Here is a 20,611-nt window from a genome sequence, read left to right on the forward strand (position 1 = left end):
TGAATCCCGATGGAAATCAACACCCGCATCCAGCCCACCCCCGTGCAGCAGCCCACCCCGATGCCGGTGGACCGCTACAAGCCGTTCCGGCCCGTGACCGTCCCGGACCGCACGTGGCCGGACCAGAACATCACCAAGGCGCCCCGGTGGCTCTCCACTGACCTGCGCGACGGCAACCAGGCGCTGATCGACCCGATGACCCCCGCCCGCAAGCTGCGCATGTTCGAGATGCTGGTGGACCTGGGGTTCAAGGAGATCGAGGTGGGTTTCCCGTCGGCCTCGCTGACGGACTTCGACTTCGTGCGGCAGCTCATCGAGGGCGACAAGGTCCCCGACGACGTCACCATCTCCGTGCTGACCCAGGCCCGGGAGGACCTGATCGGCCGCACCGCGGAGTCGCTGGTTGGTGCCAAGCGCGCCACCATCCACATGTACAACGCGACGGCGGAGCTGTTCCGCCGGGTGGTGTTCCGGATCTCTGAGACCGAGTGCGTGGAGATGGCCGTGCGCGGCACCGAACACGTCATGAGCTACGCCGACAAGTACCTGCGCGACGTCGAGTTCGGCTACCAGTACAGCCCCGAGATCTTCACCCAGACGCCCACCGACTTCGCCATCGAGGTGTGCAACGCAGTCTCCGACGTGTGGCAGCCCTCCGAGCAGCGGGAGATCATCTTCAACCTGCCCGCGACGGTGGAGCGGTCCACGCCGAACACCTACGCCGACCAGATCGAGTACTTCTGCCGCAACGTCCGCAACCGTGAGCACGTGGCCGTCTCGCTGCACCCCCACAACGACCGCGGCACCGCCGTCGCCGCCGCCGAACTGGGCCAGATGGCCGGCGCGGACCGGGTGGAGGGCTGCCTGTTCGGCCACGGGGAACGCACCGGCAACGTGGACCTGGTGACGCTGGCGCTGAACCTGTACACCCAGGGCGTCGACCCGCAACTGGACTTCTCCGACATCGACCACGTGCGCCGCACCGTCGAGTACTGCACCGGCCTGCCCGTGCACCCGCGGCACCCGTACGCGGGTGACCTGGTCTACACCGCCTTCTCCGGCTCCCACCAGGACGCCATCAAGAAGGGGCTGGAGTACCTGGAGGTGGAGGCCGGCAAGCAGGGCAAGTCCGTCGACGAGATCGCGTGGGAAGCCCCTTACCTGCCGATCGACCCGCACGACGTCGGCCGCACCTACGAGGCCGTCATCCGCGTGAACTCCCAGTCCGGCAAGGGAGGCATGGCCTACCTGATGAAATCGGAGGCGAAGCTGGACCTGCCCCGTCGGCTCCAGATGGAGTTCAGCCGCGTCGTCCAGGACCACACCGACAGCGAGGGCGGCGAGGTGACCGCCGGCGAGATGGTCGACTTCTTCAACAGGGAGTACCTCGCCGACGGCGTCTGGTCGCTGGCCAAGTCCGGGTCCACCTCGGAGAACGGGCAGTTCCACATCACCGCGACGGTCTCGGGCCCAGACGGTGAACTCGAGGTGGAGGGCGAGGGCAACGGCCCCGTCTCCGCCTTCGTCGACGCCCTGGTGGAGGCCGGTGCCCACGTGCGGGTGCTGGACTACCACGAGCACGCCATGGACACCGGCGACGACGCCAAGGCCGCGGCCTACGTCGAGTGCGAGGTGGGCGAGGGTGAAGACGCCCAGGTGTACTGGGGCGTCGGGATCGACCCGAGCATCACCAGCGCCTCCATGAAGGCCATCCTCAGCGCCATCAACCGCGCTCGCCGCGATGCCTGAATCCCACTGCTGCCACCCCGAGACCGTGCCAGAGCGCGGGCGGGGTGGTGACCAGCGCCCGCACGAAATCGATTTCGCGGCCCTGTAGGGCCTGCCATCGGCGTGTCGCTCACACCTGTCACCACCCCCAACTTCACGGCCTCGCAGGTGGCGGGCAGGTCAAAGGGCTCGACCACGATGGTGCGGTTGTGCATCAGGGTTCCGTCCGGGTGGGATGCCGGGGAGCGCTGCTGCACTCCCCGGCACGGTTGCGGGGCTTACCTCTGGAAGGGCGACTGGGCACCCTGTGCCCAGGCGCGGGCGAGCGCCTGCGCGTGTTCGTCCCGAGCGGCGTCGGAGACGTGCTCGAGATCGTTGAGTTGCCGGCACTGCTCGTCCCGGGCTGCGTGGCGGGCGCCCCGCAGCAGCAGCCAAAGCCCGATCCGCATCGAGATGCGGTCGGCCAGCGAGGCGCCGGGGATCTGGGGCAGGTCCGTGATGGTCTCAGCCACCAGGAACTGTTCGGGTGGGTGGGCGGTAGGGGGCAAGTGCATCGTGTTCACGATGGATTCCTTCGGGTCGGGTCGGTTCTTGAACCCGGCGACGCCGATCGTCACCGGAAACTCAGGGTTGCGAAAGCAGGACCGAGGGCGGGGACGGGTCACGTCAGGACCCGGTGATTCGCCGGTGGGCATGCTTGCTGGAAGTGCGACGGGCAGCTGAGCCCGTCGGATCACATGGTGAGTGGGGTGCGTTCCCGGAGGGAACGCGGCAGCGGCGCGGCCTTACGCCTGGCGGGAACGGATGAGGTTTCCGTTCCTTACCGAGAAGCCCTTGTGCTTGGCGGCAACGGCATTGCGGACGGGGCCGAGCGTGGTGGCCTTCATGGTGGGAGCCTGGGTGATGTCCATCAGGATCCCCTCCTCTCGTCGCGCATTTCGAATCCGGAGTGGACTCGGTCGGATCCCGAGGCTATCCAACAGCGTCACCCCGCGTCAAGAAAATTGGTGAACAGCCTCAAACAACTCTTTACAACGGTTGACCTGAACCTCTTTACAACGGTTAACTTCTCGTGCAGCATGGGTTCCGCGACGCCTCGCAGCCACTGGTTCCGCCCCTCGACGTCGACGGATTGGAACCACATCGGTGGCTGCGCGGGCGCCGTCGATGCATCACCGAACAATCCCCCCAACGCAGTCTGGAGAAGTGATGAGGAACAGATCTTTACGCGTCCGGTTCGCGCTGCTGTGTGGCTTCCTGGCCGGCGCTCTGGCGGTTCCCCTCGTGGCACCCGCCCAGGCGGAGGAACCGGCCCCGGCCGAGACGTCTGCCGCCACACCGAAGGAGTACACCAACCCGATCACGGCGGACTTCGCCGACACCTACGCCGACCCGGTCATCATCCGTGGCAAGGACGGCCTGTGGTACCTGTACGCCACCTCCGACCCGCTGGTCTCGGGCGGCGAGTTCGGCGTCATGCACGTGGCCAGTTCCGCGGACATGGTGGACTGGAACTACCTGGGCACCGTTTTCGACGAGGACTCTGCCCCCAGCTGGGCCACGGACTCCTCCTACTTCTGGGCGCCGGACGTGCGCTACGTCGACGGCCAGTACGTCATGTACTTCACGGTGACCGACACCACCATCAACCCCGGTGGCGACTCCGCCATCGGTGTGGCCACGGCCCCAACGCCGGCCGGTCCCTGGACCTCGGCGGACGAGCCCGTTGTGGCACCGCGACCCGCCCCCGGCGGAGACTTCTTCTGGACCTTCGACCCGGCGATGCTGCTGGACGACGACGGCTCCCGCTACCTCTACTTCGGCAGCTACCACGGCGGCCTCTGGGTCACGGAACTGGACGAGAGCGGGCTGAAGGCCACAGGCGAGCTCACCAGGGTGGCCGCGGCCGACCGCTACGAGGGGGCGTTCGTGGTCAAGCGCGACGGCTACTACTACCTGATGGGATCGTCGGCGAACTGCTGCGCTGGCCCCGTCACCGGCTACAGCGTCTACGCGGCCCGCTCGACGGATCCGCGGGGGCCGTTCCTGGACCACGAGGGCCAGTCGACGCTCGATTTCAGCCCGGGCGGCACACAGATGCTGGTGCAGAACGGCAACCGCTGGGTGGGCGTCGGGCACCACACGGTGGTGCAGGACCTCTCCGGGCAGGACTGGATCCTCTACCACGGCATCGACAGGGACGAGCCCTGGCTGGCCGCCCCCGGTGGCGTGAACCGTCGCCCCACCCTGATGGACAGGCTGGACTGGATCGACGGCTGGCCCCTCACCCGGGCAGGTGCCGGGCCCAGTGAACTGCCCCAGACCGCCCCGGTCACCGGATCGCTCCTGGGTATCGACAGCGCCGACCCGGCGGCCGGAGACGCCATCCGAGGCGACATCTCGTCAGCCTCCGAGCCGTTCTCCGGTCCCCACGCCGTCCTCGAAGGCACGGCCAGGAGCAGCGGCAAGGCGCCGAAGGAGGTGCATGTCGATCTGGACCTGCGCTCCCAGGGAGCCCCGCTGGAGCTCACCCTTGCCGGGGCCGGGCGCAACGGCATCGTCGTGACCGTGGACCCGGGAAAGCGGAAGCTGACCGCCAACTACTCCCTCGGGCCACACTCCGGGACCACCAGCGCAACCATCCCTGCCGGCCACGACCTGGGACACTGGACCGCGCTGAGCGTCCACGCCGCGGACGGGCAACTGACCGTCCGCCTGTCCGAGTCGCGGCTCGGGGACGTCGTCGCGGAGGTGATGCTGCCGCTGCGCAACGGCTCGCTCAAGAGCAGGCCGCTGGCGCTGTCCGGGCAGGGTGTCGACGTGGACAACCTCACCGTCAACCAGGCGCACGAGCCGGTGACCGAGAAGGTCCCGGAGCCGGTGCCGGGCGAACTCGTCATGAACGAGGAGTTCGACGGGGACCTCAGCTCCTGGCAGTGGGTCCGCGAGGACACCGCCGCCACGGTGGCCGACGGCGCGCTGAACTGGCCGCTGCGTTCGGTGGACATCACGGGCTCCGGTGGCAGTGGTGGTCTCCTGCTGCAGCAGCCGCCGGCCGTTGACTGGATCATGGAGACCAAGCTCCACCTGGACCTCGGTGAGGACGGCATCCGCAACTACCAGCAGGCAGGTCTGCTGGTCTACGTGGACGACGACAACTTCCTCCGGCTCGGCGACGTCGCCATCTGGGGCTCGAGGCAGGTGGAGTTCGGCAAGGAGATCCGCGATGGCGGCCAGACCCGGTTCGCGGCCCACCTCGGTGGTCCCACCGCAGCGACGATGTGGCTGCGGATCCACCACACCACCAGCGCCGAAGGGGAACTGCTCTACCGGGCAGCCACCTCTCGTGACGGCGACCACTGGCGCTGGGGTGCCACGTGGACGCTGCCCGCAGGCTCGGATCCGCAGGTGGGTCTGTACACCGGTGGCGGCGCCAACCCGGCTACCGTCGCACAGTTCGACTACGTGCGGATCCACACCGCCTGAGGGGGCTCTGACCGCTGCGGCCTCTGGGTCAGGCGCTGCCGAAGCGTCGTTCGCGCGTCGAGTACTGCTCGACGGCGGCCCAGAGGTCGCGGCGGTCGAAGTCCGGCCAGAGCCGGTCCAGGAAGATGAACTCCGCGTAGGCGGACTGCCACAGCAGGAAGTTGGAGGTGCGCTGCTCCCCGGAGCTGCGCAGGAACAGGTCCACGTCGGGGATCTCGGGCTCGTCGAGGAACTTGGCGAACCGGGCCTCGGTGAGTCGTTCGGGGTCCAGCTTCCCGGCGGCGGCCAGGCGGGCGATCTCTCGGGCGGCGTCGACGATCTCGGCGCGGCCTCCGTAGTTGACGCAGAACTGCAGCGTCAGCTTGTCGTTGCTGCGGCTATGCTCCTCCGCGGTCTCCAGTTCCCGGATCACGGATCCCCACAGCCTGGGCCGACGCCCGGCCCACCGGATCCGAACGCCCATGGCGTCCAGCTCGTCGCGGCGCCGGTGGATGACGTCGCGGTTGAAGCCCATCAGCCAGCGCACCTCGTCGGGCGAGCGCTTCCAGTTCTCCGTGGAGAAGGCGTAGGCGGACAGGTAGGGGATCCCCAGCTCGAGGGCCCCGTGGATGACGTCGAGCAGGGAGGCCTCGCCGCGGGCATGGCCCTCCGTGCGCTTCAGCCCGCGCTGCTTGGCCCAGCGGCCGTTGCCGTCCATCACGATGGCGACGTGTCGTGGGAGTGCCTTCGCAGGAAGCTTCGGGGCGGTCGCGCCGCTCGGGTGCGGGGGCGGGAGCCGGTAGGAGTCTGCCACCCTGCGAGCCTACCGGGAGCTGTCGGTGGCGGCTCGTAGACTGGCAGCGTGGCGACCTATCGTGACGAGGCAGTTGTGCTGCGCACCTACCAACTCGGCGAGGCCGACCGCATCATCTGCCTGCTAACCCGGAGCCACGGGAAGGTGCGCGCCGTAGCCAAGGGGGTACGCCGCACCAGCAGCAAGTTCGGTTCCCGCCTGGAACCCTTCACCCACGTCGACATCCAGTTCGCCGAGGGCCGCGGCAACCTCGAGGTGGTCACGCAGGTGGAGACCCTCCACCCCGGCCTGCTGGGCATGGACTACGACCGCTTCACCGCCGGCCAGGTCCTCGTCGAGACGGCCGAACGGCTGGTGGCGGAGGACGGCGTCCCGGCACTGCAGCAGTACCGGCTCCTGCTGGGGGCACTGCTGGCCATGCGCCGCCCGGAGATGGTGCCCAACGCGGTGGTGGACTCCTACCTGCTGCGGTCGCTCGCGATCGCCGGCTGGGCCGTCGTCCTGGACAGCTGCTCCAGCTGCGGCTCGGTCGACGACGTCGGCTGGTTCAACCCGCAGGGCGGCGGCACCGTCTGCGTGCGGTGCAGGCCCCCGGCGTCGGCGCGGGTGGAGCCCGAGTCCCTGCGGCACCTGACGGCGCTGCTCACCGGTGACTGGGACACCGTCGGCAGCACCGATCCTGCCGTGGCCAGACGCTGCCACGGCCTGGTGGTGGCGTTCGCGAGCTGGCACATGGACCGGGGACTGCGGTCAATCCCGTTCCTCGACCGCTGAGCACTCAGCGCACAGCCCGAAGATCTCGATCTCGTGGCCCGCGTCGGTGAACCCGTGCAGTGCAGCGACGTCGTGGGCCCATGCCTCGACCGCCTCGGCGGCGATCTCGACCGTCGCGCCGCACTCCCGGCACACGAGGTGGTGGTGGTGCCCGGTGGAGCAGCGGCGGTAGGCGGCCTCGCCGTCGGGGGTGCGCAGGACGTCCACCTCGCCGGAGTCGGCCATGGCCTGCAGCGCCCGGTAGACGGTGGCGAGCCCCACCTTGTCGCCCAGCCTGCGCAGGTCGTCGTGGACCTGTGCGGCCGTGCGGAACTCGTCCATCCGGTTCAGCAGGTCCCGGACTGCGGCGCGCTGCCAGGTCTGGCGGGTGGGGGTGGCGGTGGGGCGGTCAGTGCTCGTCATAGTGGTCTCCGTGGCGGGCGTGTCTGTGTCCGTCGTGGACGTAGTCGAGGTGGTCGCCGTGCTGGATCACCTGCACCCCGGCGTCGTGGGTGTGTGACGCGGCGTGGGTCTCGGCCGGCTCGTGCTCGTGCTCCCCGTGGTCCTCGATGTAGGGGATGAAGCGGCGGGAACGCTGGAGCGGGCCCGCCACCACCCATGAGACGCCCAGGAGCACGATGGCGACCACCACGATGGTGGCTCCCGAGGCGGTGTCCAGGTAGAAGGAGCCGACGGTCCCGAGCAGGGCTGCGAGCATGCCGATTCCCATGGCGCCGAAGAAGGCCGCCTTGAAGCCGACGAACAACTGCTGCGAGGTGGCCACCGGGATCACCATGAGCGCGCTGATCAGCAGCAGGCCGACGGTGCGCATGGAAACGCTGACGGTCACGGCTGCGACCACGACGATCATCAGGTTGAGCAGGTTCACCCGCACACCCAGGACCTTCGCGTAGTCCTCGTCCGCGGCGACGGCGAACAGGCGCTGCGACAGGCCGATGGTGAGCACCAGGACGACCACGGCGAGCGCGAGGATCACCCACAGGTCGGACCCGCTGACGGAGGTCAGTGAACCGAACAGGAAGGCCGAGAGGCCGGCGGATCCCTGTCCCGAGATGCCGGCCATCATCACGCCCGAGGCGAGCCCGCCGTAGAACAGGATCGCGAGGCCCAGGTCTCCCGAGGCCTTGCCGTGCTGGCGGGCGAGCTCGACGGCGACGGCGCCGAGCACGCTCACCACGATCGCCATCTGGAGCGGAGCCGTGTTGGTGAGGAACGCCAGGCCCACGCCCATGATGGCGACGTGCCCCAGGCCGTCGCCGAGGAGGCTGAGCTTGCGCTGCACGATGTACATCCCGATGGCCGGCGCCATCAGGCCGCTGAGCAGGGCGGCGACCAGGGCGCGCTGCATGAAGGGGTAGGCGAGGATCTCCATCAGTTGCCCCTCGCCACCGGGTCAAGGAGACCGATGCCGGAGTCATGGGTCTCCGCCGGGTCGCACTCGAAGGTGGTGCCGGGAGGTTCGTGGTCCACCAGACGGCCGTCGCACAGTGTGATGCTGCGGTCCAGCACGGTTGCCATGGGGCCGAGCTCGTGGAGCACGACGGCGATGCCGAGACCGTCGGCGCGCAGGCCCGCGAGCAGGTTGGCCAGGCCGGCCTGGCTGTGCAGGTCCACGCCCGCGAAGGGCTCGTCCATCACCAGCAGTTCGGGCTCGGTGGACAGCGCACGGGCGATCAGGGTGCGCTGCTTCTGGCCGCCCGAGAGGCTTCGGAAGGGCCACTTCGCCCGGTCCGCCAGGCCCACCAGTTCCAGCGCGCCGGCCACGGCGACGCGATCCGCGCGGCGGAACCAGTGGAAGGGCTTGCGGTGTGCCAGCCTGCCGGAGGTGACGATCTCCTGCACGGTGGCATTGGACACGTTCAGCGAGGAGTGCTGCGGCACGTAGCCCACGCGTGACCACTGCTTGAAGCCGTGCAATGGCTGGCCGAACAGCCGGACAGTGCCCTCCTGCAGCGGGTTCAGCCCCACCACGGCGCGGATCAGCGTCGACTTCCCGGAACCGTTGCCGCCGAGCACGGCGACCGCCTCCCCCCGGTCCACGTGGAGGGAGACGTCGCGCAGGATGGGCAGGCCGCCGAGGGAGACGTAGATTCCCTCGGCGGACAGCAACTGGTTCTCAGGAACAGCCATTGGCGTCCCGGATGGCCTCGAGGTTGGCGTGCATCACAGCAGGATAGTCCTCGCCGGCGGACTGCTCGGTCAGCGCCTCCAGCGGGTCGAGGACGGCGGTGCGCAGCCCGAGGTCCCCGGCGATGGACTGGGCCACCGCGTCGGAGGCCCGCGACTCGAAGAAGATCGTCGTTGCGCCGTGCTCCCGGGCGAGCTCCTGCACCTCCGCGATCCGCGACGGGGACGGCTCGGCGTCGGGGGAGAGGCCGGCCACGGAGACCTGCTCCAGGTCGTAGCGTTCGGTCAGGTAGCCGAAGGCTGCGTGGGAGACGAAGATCTCCCGCCGCTCGCACTCGGCCAGACCGGTGGCGAACTCCTCGTCGAGGGCCGCCAGCTGCTCGGCTCCGGCCGCGGCGTTCGCAGCGAACGTCTCGGCGGCCGCGGGGTCGATCGCGCCCAGTTCGTCGGCGATGGCCTCCACCACCTTGGCGAGCCGGGTGGGGTCGAGCCAGAAGTGCGGGTCCAACTCGCCGTGGTCGTGGCCCTCGTGGCCTTCGTCCCCGTGCTCGTGGGCGCCGTGGTCGTGGTCATCATCGGCGTGGTCATCTTGGTCGTGGCCCACGGGCTCGGTGAGGTCGGCGAACCCGGAGACCTCGATCACGTGTTGCGAGTCCGACTGGGCGACGGCGTCGTCGACGGCCGGCTGGAACCCGGCCAGGTAGACCACGACGTCGGCCTCCGTGAGTGCGACGATCTGCTTGGGGGACAGCTCGAGGTCGTGCGCCTCCATGCCGGGCGTGGTCAGGTTCTCCACGGTGACGTCCCCGCCGCCGGCCAGTTCAGAGGCGAAGGCCAGTGGGTAGAACGCGGCGGCCACCTGCAGGTTGTCGTCCCCGGGCTCGCCCGGGGACTGGGTGCCACAGGCCGTCAGGGCCAGGGCGCCGGCGACGAGGGCTGCGGTCAGTGCGCGAGATGTCATGAGAATCAGTATCAATAAGGGTCGGGGTTGCTGTCAACTCCGCTCCGCTAGGCTGCCGCCATGCTGCTGGCCATCTCCCGCTTCCAGGACCCCGGTGCAGACTTCGAGCCCGCGGCCGACGCCGTGGTGGCGTTCTGGCGCGAGTGTGCCGGATGCCTGTCCGCCGAGCTCGTGCGCAACCTCGACGAGCAGGCGCTGTGGGCCATCGTCAGCCGCTGGGACTCGGTGGGGAGCTACCGACGCTCGTTCGGTGGGTACGAGGCGAAGATGGTGCTCACCCCCGTGCTCTCCCGGGCGATCGACGAGCCGTCCGCCTACCTGGCGCCCGGTGAGCTGGGGGAGAACCTGCCACGCGGGATCTGAGTCCTCAGTCCCGGAAGAGGTGGGGTCGGATCCGTGCCCCGAACCGGTCCTGCAGCACGCTGTTGTGCTCGTCCCCGCCCGGGATGTTGGCCGAGATGAACATCGGCGGCAGGGTGCCGGCCGCCTGCAGCCGCGCGGCCGTCTCGATGGTCAGCAGTTGGGCGATGTAGGCGGCCGTCAGGGAGGAGACCGGGCCCACCTTCAGGCCCTCGGTGATCTCCAGGGTCGCGTCGCCGTAGGGGGCGTGGTTGTCGATGACGACGTCGGCCACCTCGAACAGGCGCTTGCCCGAGCTGTGCTTGGAGGTCACCCGCGAGCTGTGGTCCAGGCTGGTCACGGCGATCACGGGGAGTCCCTCGGCCCGGGCGCGAAGGGCCAGCCCCACCGTCGAGCCGTTCGCTCCGGAGTTGGAGGCGATCACCAGGGCGTCGGTGGGGTGGATCTCGTAGAGGTCGTAGAGCTGGTCGGCGGTGGTGTCGTCACGCTCCAGCTCCGCGCCACCCAGGTCGCTGACGCTGGTGCGGCCGCCCAGGAAGAACAGGTCCTTCTGGGTCATGTGGTGGGTGGGGATGAAGCCGCCGGCGCGTCCGGCGATCTCCATCGCGAAGGCCTCCGAGTGGCCGGTGCCGAAGGCGTGCAGCACCCCGTCCCGCGCGAACGTGTCCACCATGATCTCGACGGCCGCGTCGAAGCGGCCCGCGGCGGCGTCCGCGTCGAGTGCTCGCAGACGGCTGGTGACCTCTTCGGCGAACGAGGTGGTCAGTTCGTGCATCGGTTCTCCTTGTGGACGGCTCAGGGTTGTGGGCGACGGCGTGGTCTGGTGTGGTTCTCGATGACCGAGGCGCTGCGGGCCAGTGACTCCTGGGTCCGCGAGTAGGTGGCCTTGGCCACCAGCATGTACAAGACGTTGCAGGCGAACATCTGCACGGTCTGGGCGGCGATGCCGCCGGCGCTGAAGAACTGGTCCGGCGGTGAGGTGCGCAGGTAGATGTCTGCGAGCTCGGTCAGCGGTGCCTGCGGGTCGCTGGACAGTGCGATGGTGGTGGCCCCGGCGTCCTTGGCCGCGCCGAGCATCCCCAGCACCTCGGCGGTCCTGCCGGAGTTGGAGATGCCGATGGCGGCGGTGCCGGGGCCCAGCAGTGACGCGCTCATCAGTCCGTGGTGCACCTCGGACCAGTAGTGGGTGTTCACGCCGATCCGGTACAACCGGTCGTGCAGGCTGTGCGCCACCGTTGCGCTGCCGGCCACACCGTAGATGTCGACGTGCGTGCTGCCGGCGACGGCGTTCGCGGCGGCCTCGAAGTTGTCCAGGTCGATCAGGTCCGCCGCGGCCTGGATCGAGTTGATGTGGCTCAGGCGCAGCGTCTTCAGCAGGGCGGAACTGCTCTCGTCCGGGTCGAACGTCCGGCCCAGCTCGTGGACGAACTCGCTCTGCGCGTCCGAGCGTCCCAGGTCTGCGGCCACGCCCACGCGGAGGGGGACGTAGCCGCCGTAGCCGAGTTGCCGGCAGAACCTCGTGACCGTGGGCGGGGACGTCCCCGCGCGCTCGGCCAGTTCCGTGATTGACAGGGACAGCGGAAGTTCGGGGTTCTCGAGCAGCAGGTGGGCGATCTTGGCCATCGACGGCGACAGGTTCGGCAGGGCGGCCTGGACCCGCGCGAGCAACCCGAACTCTGGGCTCGGTGCCCCGGTGACAACCGGTTCGGATTCCATGGCGGAAATTCCTGTTCGTCTGTAGGCTGACTACGTGAAACATACTTTCAGGCGTAGGGGGGTGTCAACCTGATGGGCGAACAATTGCCCGCGCCAACACTAGTGCTCGCGGTCGACGCCGGGGGGACTTCCTGCAGAACTGCCGCGGTTGCCCCGGACGGCACGTGTTGGGGCCTTGGTTTCGCAGGTTCCGCGAACCCGCTGTCCACTGCCGACGCCGATGCGGCGGGTGCCGTCGTCGCCAGCGCACTGGCCGCGCTGGAGCAGGCCGAGACCGGTGGGGACGCGGTCGCTCTGGTGCTGGTCGCCGCCGCCGGAGGCGGCCACCGGCCAGAGTTCCTCCGCCTCGTCTCGCAGTCCCTCGCCCAGCGCGGCATAGAGGCCCGGATCAGGCTGGAGGCCGACGGTCTGGCCGCGTTCTGCTCCGGCACCCACGAGGGTGACGGCTGCGTCCTCGTGGCCGGCACCGGCGCGGTCGCGCTCCGGGTCGAGGGCGGGCGCAACGTCCGCTCCGTCGACGGGCTCGGCTGGTTGCTGGGGGACATCGGCTCCGGTTTCTGGGTGGGGCAGCGCGTGGTGCGCGCGGTCCTGGCCCATCTCGACGGCACCGGCCCGGCCACCGCCCTCACGCCCCTGCTGGTCGCCGCCATGGGGCTGGGTGACCTGGCGGGCGAAATGGACGCGGCCAATGGGCGGTCGCGCCTGGTGCACGAGATCGGGATCGCGTCCTACGCCGAACTGCCCGTGCGGCTGGCGCGCCACGCCTCGCTCGCCTTCGACGTGCCGGAGGACCCGGTGGCCTCAGGGATCCTCGACGAGGCCGCCGCGGGGCTCGCCACCACCCTGCGGACCGCGATGGCCTCCGGGGTGCCCGGGCCGGTCATCGTGGCGGGCGGCCTGCTGGCCGGTCCTGCCGGACTGCGGGACCGGCTCGGCAAGGCCATGGGCGACGTCCTGCCCGTGGCTGGCCTGGTGCCGGTGGTCGACGGTGTGGTCGGGGCCTGTGTACTGGCACTGCGGGAACTGGGTGCCGACGTGGACGCGGCGGTGTTCGAGCGCATTGCGGGGACCGTCGCCGCGCACCGCGGCTGAGGCTCACTCCAGGCCGAAGCGCTCCAGCAGGTGGCGGACGTCCGGGTCGGACCCGCGGAAGTCCCGGTAGGAGTCCATCGCCTCGACGGAGCCGCCAGGGGCCAGCAGCCGGCGCCGGAACCGTTCGCCGGTTTCGCGGGAGAGGCCCCCGGCCTCCCGGAACCACGCGACGGTGTCGGCATCCATCACCTCGGACCACAGGTAGGAGTAGTAGGCCGCGCCGTAGCCGCCGGCGAAGATGTGGGCGAAGTAGGCGCTGCGGTAGCGGGGCGGCACCAGCGGGAAGTTGACACCGGCCTCCTCCAGCGCCCGGGCCTCGAACGTCTCGACCTCCTCGGGGGTGGCGGGCAACCCGTCGGGCGGGCTCTGGTGCCAGGCCTGGTCCAGCAACTGGGCCGCCACCGTCTCGAACGTCTCGTACCCGATGCCCTGGCGGCGTCCGGCCACGAGTCGTTCCACCCACTCCGACGGAATCGGTTCACCGGTGGCGTGGTGCACCGCGTAGCGCTCCAGCAGTGCGGGCTCCCACGCCCAGATCTCGTTCACCTGCGAGGGGAACTCCACGAAGTCCGTCGGCACCGCTGTCCCGGACAGGGAGGCGTAGCGGACGTCGGACAGGAGCCCGTGCAGGTCATGGCCGAACTCGTGGAACAGCGTGATCACGTTGTCCCAGGTGAGCAGGCTCGGGGAGCCCGGTGCGGGCTTCGGGAAGTTGCAGGTGTTGGTCACCACCGGCAGGTCGCCGAACAGGTCCGATTGGTCCACGATGCTGGTCATCCAGGCGCCGCCCTGCTTGGTGGGGCGCGTGAACGGGTCGATGACGACGGCACCCAGGACCGTCCCGTCATCCTCCCGGACCTCGAAGACCCGGGCGTCGGGGGTGTAGCCCACCAGTTCGGGGCGCTCGTGGAACGTGATCCCGTACAGGGCCGTGGCGGCGGCGAAGACGCCTTCCCGGAGGACGCGCTCGAACTCCAGGTAGGGGCGCAGGGCCTGCTGGTCGACGGCGTTGGCCGCCGCAGCCCGGGCCGCGTAGTACTGCCAGTCCCACGGCTCGAGGCCGGCCCCGGGCTCATCGGCCTCCAGCAGGGCCTGCAACTCCACGGCCTCCCGCTCGACGAGTTCCCGGACCCCGGGCGCCACCTGCGCCAGCAGCGCGTTCACGGCCTCGGTGGTGCGGGCGCAGCCGTCGTCCGCGACGTAGGCGGCGTGGTGCTCGAAACCGAGCAGGACGGCCCGCTCGTGCCTCAGGCGGGCCATGCGGATCGCCAGCGCGCGGGTGTCGTGCTCCCCGGCGAGCCCCCGGCCCACGGAGGCGCGGAAGACGCGCTCGCGCAGTCCCCGGTTCTTGAGGTCCTCCAGCGCCGGCTGTCCCGTGGTGTTGACGATGTCCAGCAGCCAGCCCTCCAGCCCGGCGGCCTCGGCTGAGGCCCGGGCGGAGGCGCGGTCGTCGTCGGAGAGCCCGTCGAGTTCCGAGACGTCGGTGACGTGCACGCCGGCGGCGTTGCGGCCGGCGACGAGCAGCTCCTGGAACTGGGCCGAGAGCGTGGCCAGCTCCACGTTCAGCTCGCGGAGTCGTGCCTTCTGGTCGTCTGCGAGGGTGATGCCGCCGCGTCGGAAGGCGCGCAGGTGCTCCTCGACCAGGTGGGCATCCTGGGCGTCGAGTTCGATCTCGCCCCGCTCGGCGCGGTCCTTGAGCTCGAGCAGCCGCTCGTAGAGGCGGGCGTCCAGGAGGATCGCATCGGCATGGGCGGCCAGCTTGGGGGCGAACTCCTCCTCGATGGCGTCGCGCTCGGGATTCGTGTCCGCGGCCTTGGCCACCCAGAACGCGTTCATCGCGCGATTCAGCGTGGCGCCGCTGCGCTCCCAGTCCTCGAGGGTGTTGGCCACAGTGGGGATGTGTGGGTTGGTGGCGAGCGCGTCGAGGGTGTTGAGCTGCTCGGCCATCCCGATGCTGATGGCTTCGCGGACGTGGGCGTCGCTCAGGTTGGCGTAGTCGGGCAGCTGGAACGGCAGTTCGGACGGCTGCAGCAGCGGGTTGTTCATGACGCCATCAAACAGCATCGGGAGGGCATCTATGAAGTGGCGTCGCGATCTAGGTTCCGGAGCAGGCGTTCGGGCCCATGGCCGCCTTCGCACGGCAACTGGCGGACCGGGAATTGTCCGAGGGGCCGCACGAGCCCGTCGGCCTGTTCCGGTCGCTGGTGCCGCGCAGCGCCTCGGAGTGGGGGACCACGGCTGTCACCGTCCTGCTCAGCTTCGTCGGCGCTGGTGGGGTGACGACGGGCATTCTGGCGCTGACCGTGGGCACGGGTACGTGGTTCGGGCTGCCCGCTTGGCTTCTCCTCGTCGTGGGCGTGCTGGTCCTCGTCGTCCTCGTCGTACGGCTCAGGGGCATGGACGACCCGATCATCGACCCGCGCACCGGCAAGCGCGTCAGCTTCGACAGGCCGGGGGCGGCGCAAGCCCTCCGAACAGGCCTAGACGGCGTCGCGGTGCCGCGCCAGGAAGGCGTCCACCGCCTCGTGGAACTCCTCCGGACGGTCCCGCCGCACGCAGTGTCCGGCGCCGGGGACCTCCACCCGGGTGACCAGCGGGTTGTCGTAGGAGCTCGGATCCGGTCCCATGCCGCGGTCACCCGGCAGCATCAGCAGCGTCGGCACCGCCAAGCCTGTGAACAACCCGGCCCACTCGGACCCTGACAGGAGCAGGCCCCGTTCGATCATCAACGGGTCCACCCGGGCCTTGGACTGCGCCCAGGCGAGGAGCTCCGTCTCCGACCAGTCGGTCGCCGAGCGCATCCGCTCGATCTCGGCGGCGGTGTGTTCGGGGAACGGCGCCAGGAAACGCTGCTGGTGGGCGACGAAGTCCGGATCCGCGGCCGCCCGGTTGCTGGGGGCCGCCGGGTCCTCGAGCACCAGCGCCCGCACCAGCGACGGCTCGGCGAGCGCTGCCCGGAGTGCCACCAGACCGCCCAGGGAGTGACCAACCACCACCGCAGGCCGTCCGAGCGCCCGGAGCAGCCCGATGAGGTCCTCCACCCACACCTCCTGGCTGTGGCCGACCTCATCCGGGGTGAACCTCGGGGACAGTCCGTGGCCGCGCTGGTCGGGGGAGTGGATGTCCCAGTGGAACGCCCACCTGAACACGGCATCGGGCCAGTTGGTGCCGTCGTCGGTCAGCCCGTGCACCAGCACCAGCGGCGGGGCGTCGGGATTGCCGAAGCGATGGACGTTGAGCGGTTCGCGGGCGGCGTCGTCGGTCATGCCTCCACCGTCGCACCCCGGTGGGTGGGCCGCAAGGGATTCGGCCAGTTCGGGGCCCCGGCGTAGAATCGACGGGTTGCACACGCCCATGGAGGAACATGACCGCCGAGACCGCCACCCGCTACGCCCCGCTGCGGTTGAGCGCGCCCAGCCGCGCCGACGCCGTCGTCGTGGACCTGCCCGTGGTGCTGGCTCCCATGGCCGGCGTCACCAACGCGGCCTACCGCCAGCTCTGCCGCGAGCAGGGGGCCGGCCTCTACGTGTGCGAGATGATCACGTCCCGCGGCCTCGTGGTGGGGGACCACAAGACCCACGACATGCTGCAGTTCGACCCGGGTGAGACCACCCGCTCGGTCCAGCTCTACGGCGTGGACCCGGACGTGATGGCGGATGCGGCACGCATCCTGGCCCGGGACTTCGCCGTGGACCACATCGACCTCAACTTCGGCTGCCCAGTGCCCAAGGTCACCCGCAAGGGCGGCGGGGGAGTGCTGCCGTACAAGCGGGACCGGCTGCGCGCCATCGTCCGCGAGACGGTCCGGGCCGCCGACGAGTTCGGCGTCCCCGTCACCATCAAGACCCGCATCGGCATCGACGAGGACCACCACACCTTCCTCGACGCCGGCCGCATCGCCCAGGAGGAGGGTGCCGCCGCCATCGCGCTGCACGGACGCACCGTCCAGCAGGCCTACTCCGGCGAGGCGAACTGGGACACGATCGCCGCGCTCAAGGCCGAGGTGGACATCCCCGTGCTCGGCAACGGTGACATCTGGGAAGCCGAGGACGCGCTGCAGATGATGCGCGAGACGGGTGCCGACGGCGTCGTCATCGGCAGGGGCTGCCTCGGGCGGCCGTGGCTGTTCGGAGACCTCGCGGCCGCGTTCACCGGCCAGCACTTCCGCAGCCGCCCGAGCCTGGGAGAGGTGGGCCGAACCATCATCCGGCACGCGCAGCTGCTCACCGAGATCATGGGCGAGCGCGGGATCGTGGACATCCGCAAGCACATGGCCTGGTACTTCAAGGGCTACCCGGTGGGGGAGCTGCGTCGTCGGTTCGCAATGGTGTCCTCCCTGACCGAGCTGGAGGAACTGGTGGGCCTGCTCGACGCCGAGGCTGCCTTCCCGACCTCGGAGCTGGGGACGCCGCGGGGCCGGCAGGGCACGCCACGTTCCAAGGTGGTGGTGCCCTACGGCTGGTACGACGACACCTCCGGCATGGACCTGGACCTCGGCGACGCCGAACTCGACACCAGCGGCGGCTGACCTCACCCGGGCATTGGATAGATTTGCCCACGACATGAACGACACCCTCCTGCCCCGCACCAAGCTCTGGGCCCAGACCATGCACGGCCACGGCGACGACGTCGTCACGGCCCACCGGACCTCGAGCGCCGCGCTGGCCGGGGACGGCAGCCGGGTGCGGGAGCGCCGCGAGGAGGCCGAGCGTCTCCTGCTGGACCCGAACGCCACCTTCTCCCTCGGCGCCGGGAACCGGGCCCGCGAGGAGGAGCCGGACCCGTTCCGCACCTGCTTCGAGCGTGACCGGGACCGGATCGTGCACTCCGCAGCCTTCCGCAGGCTCGCGGGCAAGACGCAGGTCGTGGTCTACCCCACCGACCACCAGCGCACCCGCCTGACCCACGCCATCGAGGTGGCCCAGTGCGCCGTCGCGATGGCACGTGGGGTCGGTGCCAACGTCGCGCTCGTGGACGCGATGGCGCTGGGCCATGACTGTGGCCACGGCCCCGGTGGGCACGCCTCCGAGGACGCCTTCGACGAGTTCATCACCGGCGGCTACGACCACGGGCCGTGGGGTGCCGACGTCGTGCTGAAGGACCTCAACCTCTGCCTCGAGACGCTCGACGGCATCCGTAACCACTCCTGGTCCAGGCCCGCGCCGTCGACCATCGAGGGGGAGCTGGTGAGCTGGGCGGACAGGATCGCCTACTGCGCACACGACCTCGAGGACGCCATCTTCGCCGGCATCGTCACCGAGCAGGAGATCCCGGAGATCGTGCGCGAGGTGGCCGGCACCACCCGTCGCGCCCAGTTGGCGACGTTCATCAACGCCGTCATCCGCACCACCTCCGACGGCGGCGTCGTCGGCATGGACCGGGACACCGGTGAGGCGCTGGGCGAGCTGCGCCGCTTCAACTACGAACGCATCTACACCCGCCCCGAGTCGGTGCAGCAGTCCCGCACAGTGGTTCGGGTGCTCACCGGGCTGGTGGAGTTCTACCTCGAGAACCCGCACATCCTGCCCAGCGACTACCGCACCGAGGACGCCGTCCACGGCGTCGTCACCTACGTGGGCGGCATGACGGACCGGTTCGCGTTCGACCGGGCGCAGGAGTTCCTGGGCTGGGACCCCACCCAGCTGCCGCGGGGGATCGGCCGCGGCGCCTGAGGTTTCCACAGCTGCGAAGGGTGGCGGTACGAGGAGTGGCCGCCGCGGGCTAGACTTCCGGCCATGGCTGGACGCATCAACGAGGACGACATCGCGTCGGTCCGGGAACGCGTCCGGATCGACGAGGTGGTCTCCGAGTACGTCGCGCTGCGCAACGCGGGCGGCGGCTCGCTGAAGGGGCTGTGCCCGTTCCACGACGAGAAAACCCCGAGCTTCACCGTGACGCCCTCCCGCGGCTTCTACTACTGCTTCGGCTGCGGCGAGGGCGGCGACGTCATCACCTTCCTCCAGCGCCAGCAGAACCTCAGCTTCACCGAGGCCATCCAGGTCCTGGCGGACCGGGTGGGCATCGTGCTGCGCGTCACCGACGACGGCACCGGGCCGAGCCAGCCCCCGGGCCAGCGCAAACGCATCCTCGAGGCCAACGAGGCGGCCGAGGAGTTCTTCGCGGCCCAGCTGGAGACCCCGGAGGGCGTCGTGGGGCGCCAGTTCCTCGACGGCCGCGGCTTCGACAGGGGCGCCGCCCTCCACTTCCGGGTGGGGTACGCGCCCAAGCACGGCAAGGCCCTCGGCCAGACCCTGCGCGCCAAGGGCTTCGACGACGCCACCCTCAAGGCCGCCGGCCTCGTACGGGACAACGGTTGGGACTTCTTCTCCGGACGGGTGCTGTGGCCCATCCGGGACTCCGCCCAATCCGTGCTCGGCTTCGGTGCCCGCCGCATCTACGACGACGACCGGCTCCCTGCCAAGTACATCAACACCCCGGAGACGCCGGTCTACAAGAAGTCCCACGTGCTCTACGGCCTGGACCTCGCGCGCCAGAGCATCGGCAAGCGCTCGCAGGCCGTCATCGTCGAGGGCTACACCGACGTGATGGCCGCCCACCTGGCCGGCGTGGACACCGCGGTGGCCAGCTGCGGCACCGCCTTCGGCGACGACCACGCCCGCCTGCTGCAGCGCCTGATGGGAACCCGCGACGGCCTCCACGGCGAGGTGATCTTCACCTTCGACGGCGACGCCGCCGGCCAGAAGGCCGCCCTCAAGGTGTTCAAGGGGGACCAGAACTTCATCTCCCAGACCTACGTCGCCGTCGAGCCCACCGGACTGGACCCGTGCGACCTGCGGCTGGAGCACGGTGACGCCGCCGTGCGCGAGCTGGTCGGGCGGCGCGTGCCCCTCTACCGGTTCGTGATGGCCAACGTGCTGGAGGGCTACGACCTGGACCGGGCCGACGGCAGGCTGAGCGCCCTGCGGGAATCGGCCGGACTCATCAGCTCCATCCGCGACGGCTCGCTGGTGAGCCAGTACCTGCGCGAGCTGGCGGGCATGCTCGGCATGGACATCGAGGACGTGCGCCGCGAGATCTCCAACCGGCAGCGTGGCGGCACCGCGCAGCAGGAGGCGCCGCCGGAGGAGGAGCCGGCGGGCCAGGTGGACGTCAACTGGCCCAACCCGGATGATCGCTCCCTGCGCCTCGAGCGGGACACGCTGAAGCTGATGCTGCAGCACCCGCTGACCTTCGACGCCGCCTGGAACGGTGTCCGGGAGGGGGACTTCACCCACCCGGGCTACGCTGCGGTCTTCCGCGTGATCAGCAGCACGCCCCTGGTGGAGGGGTGGGTGGACCAGCTGCGCGCGGCCGCGCCCAATGAACTGGTCACCCAGCTCCTGGTGGCCCTGCTCGTCGAGCCGCTGGTGCGGGAGGCCAGCGAGAACTACTCGCTGGCCCACTCCAGCCGGCTGCAACTCGCACGCGTGGTGCGGGAGATCGCCGACTGCAAGTCCAAGCTGCAACGGACCGATCCGGTCAAGGACCCGACCGGTCACCGCAGCCAGTTCGCAGAACTGACCCAGCTGGAGATGCAGCGCAAGCAACTCCTCGTCGCCAGCGCGGGGGAGTAG

At 70.0% G+C, this 20,611-nt stretch carries 19 protein-coding genes; 8 read left to right on the forward strand and 11 right to left on the reverse strand.

All coding sequences use genetic code 11. The features are described from left to right. Positions 1-9: 9 nt before the first annotated feature. Complete coding sequence (gene leuA / locus ACYU7G_RS14570) at positions 10-1,749, forward strand: 2-isopropylmalate synthase (protein WP_461109058.1); 1,740 nt, start codon at positions 10-12, stop codon at positions 1,747-1,749. Positions 1,750-2,006: 257 nt separating this feature from the next. Here leuA and ACYU7G_RS14575 read toward each other — a convergent pair whose 3' ends face one another. Both ACYU7G_RS14575 and ACYU7G_RS14580 read right to left on the reverse strand, forming a co-directional pair. Further along, complete coding sequence (locus ACYU7G_RS14575) at positions 2,007-2,291, reverse strand: hypothetical protein (protein ID WP_461109060.1); 285 nt, start codon at positions 2,289-2,291, stop codon at positions 2,007-2,009. A gap of 222 nt (positions 2,292-2,513) precedes the next feature. Beyond that, a complete protein-coding gene (locus ACYU7G_RS14580) occupies positions 2,514-2,639 on the reverse strand; it encodes a hypothetical protein (protein WP_461109062.1) in 126 nt (41 codons plus the stop codon). Positions 2,640-2,937: 298 nt separating this feature from the next. Here ACYU7G_RS14580 and ACYU7G_RS14585 point away from each other — a divergent pair, with 298 nt between their 5' ends. Further along, positions 2,938-5,214: a family 43 glycosylhydrolase gene (locus tag ACYU7G_RS14585; RefSeq protein ID WP_461109614.1), complete on the forward strand. Its 2,277-nt coding sequence runs from the start codon at positions 2,938-2,940 to the stop codon at positions 5,212-5,214. A 28-nt stretch (positions 5,215-5,242) separates the two neighbouring features. On the opposite strand, the gene ACYU7G_RS14590 is transcribed toward ACYU7G_RS14585, so the two are convergent. Beyond that, positions 5,243-6,007: an isoprenyl transferase gene (locus ACYU7G_RS14590; protein ID WP_461109064.1), complete on the reverse strand. Its 765-nt coding sequence runs from the start codon at positions 6,005-6,007 to the stop codon at positions 5,243-5,245. A gap of 48 nt (positions 6,008-6,055) precedes the next feature. Here ACYU7G_RS14590 and recO point away from each other — a divergent pair, with 48 nt between their 5' ends. Next, on the forward strand, positions 6,056-6,781 hold the full coding sequence (recO, locus tag ACYU7G_RS14595) for a DNA repair protein RecO (RefSeq protein WP_461109066.1): 726 nt from the start codon (positions 6,056-6,058) through the stop codon (positions 6,779-6,781). Here the strand turns inward: recO and ACYU7G_RS14600 are convergent. From ACYU7G_RS14600 to ACYU7G_RS14615, 4 genes are read right to left on the reverse strand one after another with little or no spacing between them, the layout of a single operon-like run. Next, positions 6,758-7,183, reverse strand: a complete 426-nt coding sequence (locus ACYU7G_RS14600) for a Fur family transcriptional regulator (protein WP_461109068.1) — start codon at positions 7,181-7,183, stop codon at positions 6,758-6,760. The genes recO and ACYU7G_RS14600 overlap by 24 nt on opposite strands. Further along, entirely contained in the window at positions 7,170-8,153 is a 984-nt protein-coding gene (locus tag ACYU7G_RS14605; RefSeq protein ID WP_461109070.1) for a metal ABC transporter permease, read from the reverse strand. Before ACYU7G_RS14605 ends, ACYU7G_RS14600 begins: the two co-directional genes overlap by 14 nt. Then, complete coding sequence (locus ACYU7G_RS14610; protein WP_461109072.1) at positions 8,153-8,911, reverse strand: metal ABC transporter ATP-binding protein; 759 nt, start codon at positions 8,909-8,911, stop codon at positions 8,153-8,155. The genes ACYU7G_RS14605 and ACYU7G_RS14610 overlap by 1 nt, the downstream gene beginning before the upstream one ends. Beyond that, positions 8,898-9,869 carry a metal ABC transporter substrate-binding protein gene (locus tag ACYU7G_RS14615; protein ID WP_461109074.1) on the reverse strand — a complete coding sequence of 324 codons (972 nt, stop codon included), beginning with the start codon at positions 9,867-9,869 and terminating at the stop codon, positions 8,898-8,900. Before ACYU7G_RS14615 ends, ACYU7G_RS14610 begins: the two co-directional genes overlap by 14 nt. 60 nt (positions 9,870-9,929) lie before the next feature. On the opposite strand from ACYU7G_RS14615, the gene ACYU7G_RS14620 reads away from it, so the two are divergent. Further along, positions 9,930-10,232, forward strand: coding sequence for an antibiotic biosynthesis monooxygenase family protein (locus tag ACYU7G_RS14620; protein WP_461109076.1), 303 nt, complete (start codon positions 9,930-9,932; stop codon positions 10,230-10,232). 4 nt (positions 10,233-10,236) lie between these two features. Here the strand turns inward: ACYU7G_RS14620 and ACYU7G_RS14625 are convergent, their stop codons facing one another. Both ACYU7G_RS14625 and ACYU7G_RS14630 read right to left on the reverse strand, forming a co-directional pair. Further along, positions 10,237-11,004 carry a sugar isomerase domain-containing protein gene (locus tag ACYU7G_RS14625; RefSeq protein WP_461109078.1) on the reverse strand — a complete coding sequence of 256 codons (768 nt, stop codon included), beginning with the start codon at positions 11,002-11,004 and terminating at the stop codon, positions 10,237-10,239. A 20-nt stretch (positions 11,005-11,024) separates the two neighbouring features. Beyond that, positions 11,025-11,945 (reverse strand): MurR/RpiR family transcriptional regulator, encoded by a 921-nt coding sequence (locus tag ACYU7G_RS14630; protein ID WP_461109080.1) that lies wholly within the window; start codon positions 11,943-11,945, stop codon positions 11,025-11,027. A gap of 72 nt (positions 11,946-12,017) precedes the next feature. Between ACYU7G_RS14630 and ACYU7G_RS14635 the strand changes: the two genes are divergently transcribed. Beyond that, positions 12,018-13,037 (forward strand): N-acetylglucosamine kinase, encoded by a 1,020-nt coding sequence (locus ACYU7G_RS14635; RefSeq protein ID WP_461109082.1) that lies wholly within the window; start codon positions 12,018-12,020, stop codon positions 13,035-13,037. 3 nt (positions 13,038-13,040) lie between these two features. On the opposite strand, the gene ACYU7G_RS14640 is transcribed toward ACYU7G_RS14635, so the two are convergent. Both ACYU7G_RS14640 and ACYU7G_RS14645 read right to left on the reverse strand, forming a co-directional pair. Beyond that, positions 13,041-15,101 carry a M3 family metallopeptidase gene (locus ACYU7G_RS14640; protein ID WP_461109084.1) on the reverse strand — a complete coding sequence of 687 codons (2,061 nt, stop codon included), beginning with the start codon at positions 15,099-15,101 and terminating at the stop codon, positions 13,041-13,043. A gap of 416 nt (positions 15,102-15,517) precedes the next feature. After that, a complete protein-coding gene (locus ACYU7G_RS14645; protein WP_461109086.1) occupies positions 15,518-16,303 on the reverse strand; it encodes an alpha/beta fold hydrolase in 786 nt (261 codons plus the stop codon). A gap of 98 nt (positions 16,304-16,401) precedes the next feature. Here ACYU7G_RS14645 and dusB point away from each other — a divergent pair, with 98 nt between their 5' ends. The 3 genes from dusB (at position 16,402) to dnaG (ending at position 20,611) form a co-directional block, all read left to right on the forward strand. After that, entirely contained in the window at positions 16,402-17,565 is a 1,164-nt protein-coding gene (gene dusB, locus ACYU7G_RS14650) for a tRNA dihydrouridine synthase DusB (protein WP_461109088.1), read from the forward strand. 79 nt (positions 17,566-17,644) lie between these two features. Continuing rightward, positions 17,645-18,709: an HD domain-containing protein gene (locus ACYU7G_RS14655; protein WP_461109616.1), complete on the forward strand. Its 1,065-nt coding sequence runs from the start codon at positions 17,645-17,647 to the stop codon at positions 18,707-18,709. Positions 18,710-18,772: 63 nt separating this feature from the next. Beyond that, positions 18,773-20,611, forward strand: a complete 1,839-nt coding sequence (gene dnaG / locus ACYU7G_RS14660; protein WP_461109089.1) for a DNA primase — start codon at positions 18,773-18,775, stop codon at positions 20,609-20,611.

This window comes from Tessaracoccus terricola (assembly GCF_054776555.1).

Excerpts from the sequence above, each read along its gene's own strand:
- ACYU7G_RS14585 (WP_461109614.1), top strand. The coding sequence starts at position 2,938 with ATGAGGAACAGATCTTTACGCGTCCGGTTCGCGCTGCTGTGTGGCTTC.
- dusB (WP_461109088.1), top strand. The coding sequence starts at position 16,402 with ATGACCGCCGAGACCGCCACCCGCTACGCCCCGCTGCGGTTGAGCGCG.
- ACYU7G_RS14605 (WP_461109070.1), bottom strand. The coding sequence starts at position 8,153 with ATGGAGATCCTCGCCTACCCCTTCATGCAGCGCGCCCTGGTCGCCGCC.
- ACYU7G_RS14615 (WP_461109074.1), bottom strand. The coding sequence starts at position 9,869 with ATGACATCTCGCGCACTGACCGCAGCCCTCGTCGCCGGCGCCCTGGCC.
- ACYU7G_RS14620 (WP_461109076.1), top strand. The coding sequence starts at position 9,930 with ATGCTGCTGGCCATCTCCCGCTTCCAGGACCCCGGTGCAGACTTCGAG.
- leuA (WP_461109058.1), top strand. The coding sequence starts at position 10 with ATGGAAATCAACACCCGCATCCAGCCCACCCCCGTGCAGCAGCCCACC.
- ACYU7G_RS14640 (WP_461109084.1), bottom strand. The coding sequence starts at position 15,101 with ATGCTGTTTGATGGCGTCATGAACAACCCGCTGCTGCAGCCGTCCGAA.
- ACYU7G_RS14600 (WP_461109068.1), bottom strand. The coding sequence starts at position 7,183 with ATGACGAGCACTGACCGCCCCACCGCCACCCCCACCCGCCAGACCTGG.
- ACYU7G_RS14580 (WP_461109062.1), bottom strand. The coding sequence starts at position 2,639 with ATGGACATCACCCAGGCTCCCACCATGAAGGCCACCACGCTCGGCCCC.
- ACYU7G_RS14655 (WP_461109616.1), top strand. The coding sequence starts at position 17,645 with ATGCACGGCCACGGCGACGACGTCGTCACGGCCCACCGGACCTCGAGC.
- ACYU7G_RS14625 (WP_461109078.1), bottom strand. The coding sequence starts at position 11,004 with ATGCACGAACTGACCACCTCGTTCGCCGAAGAGGTCACCAGCCGTCTG.
- ACYU7G_RS14635 (WP_461109082.1), top strand. The coding sequence starts at position 12,018 with ATGGGCGAACAATTGCCCGCGCCAACACTAGTGCTCGCGGTCGACGCC.
- ACYU7G_RS14645 (WP_461109086.1), bottom strand. The coding sequence starts at position 16,303 with ATGACCGACGACGCCGCCCGCGAACCGCTCAACGTCCATCGCTTCGGC.
- dnaG (WP_461109089.1), top strand. The coding sequence starts at position 18,773 with ATGGCTGGACGCATCAACGAGGACGACATCGCGTCGGTCCGGGAACGC.
- ACYU7G_RS14610 (WP_461109072.1), bottom strand. The coding sequence starts at position 8,911 with ATGGCTGTTCCTGAGAACCAGTTGCTGTCCGCCGAGGGAATCTACGTC.
- ACYU7G_RS14630 (WP_461109080.1), bottom strand. The coding sequence starts at position 11,945 with ATGGAATCCGAACCGGTTGTCACCGGGGCACCGAGCCCAGAGTTCGGG.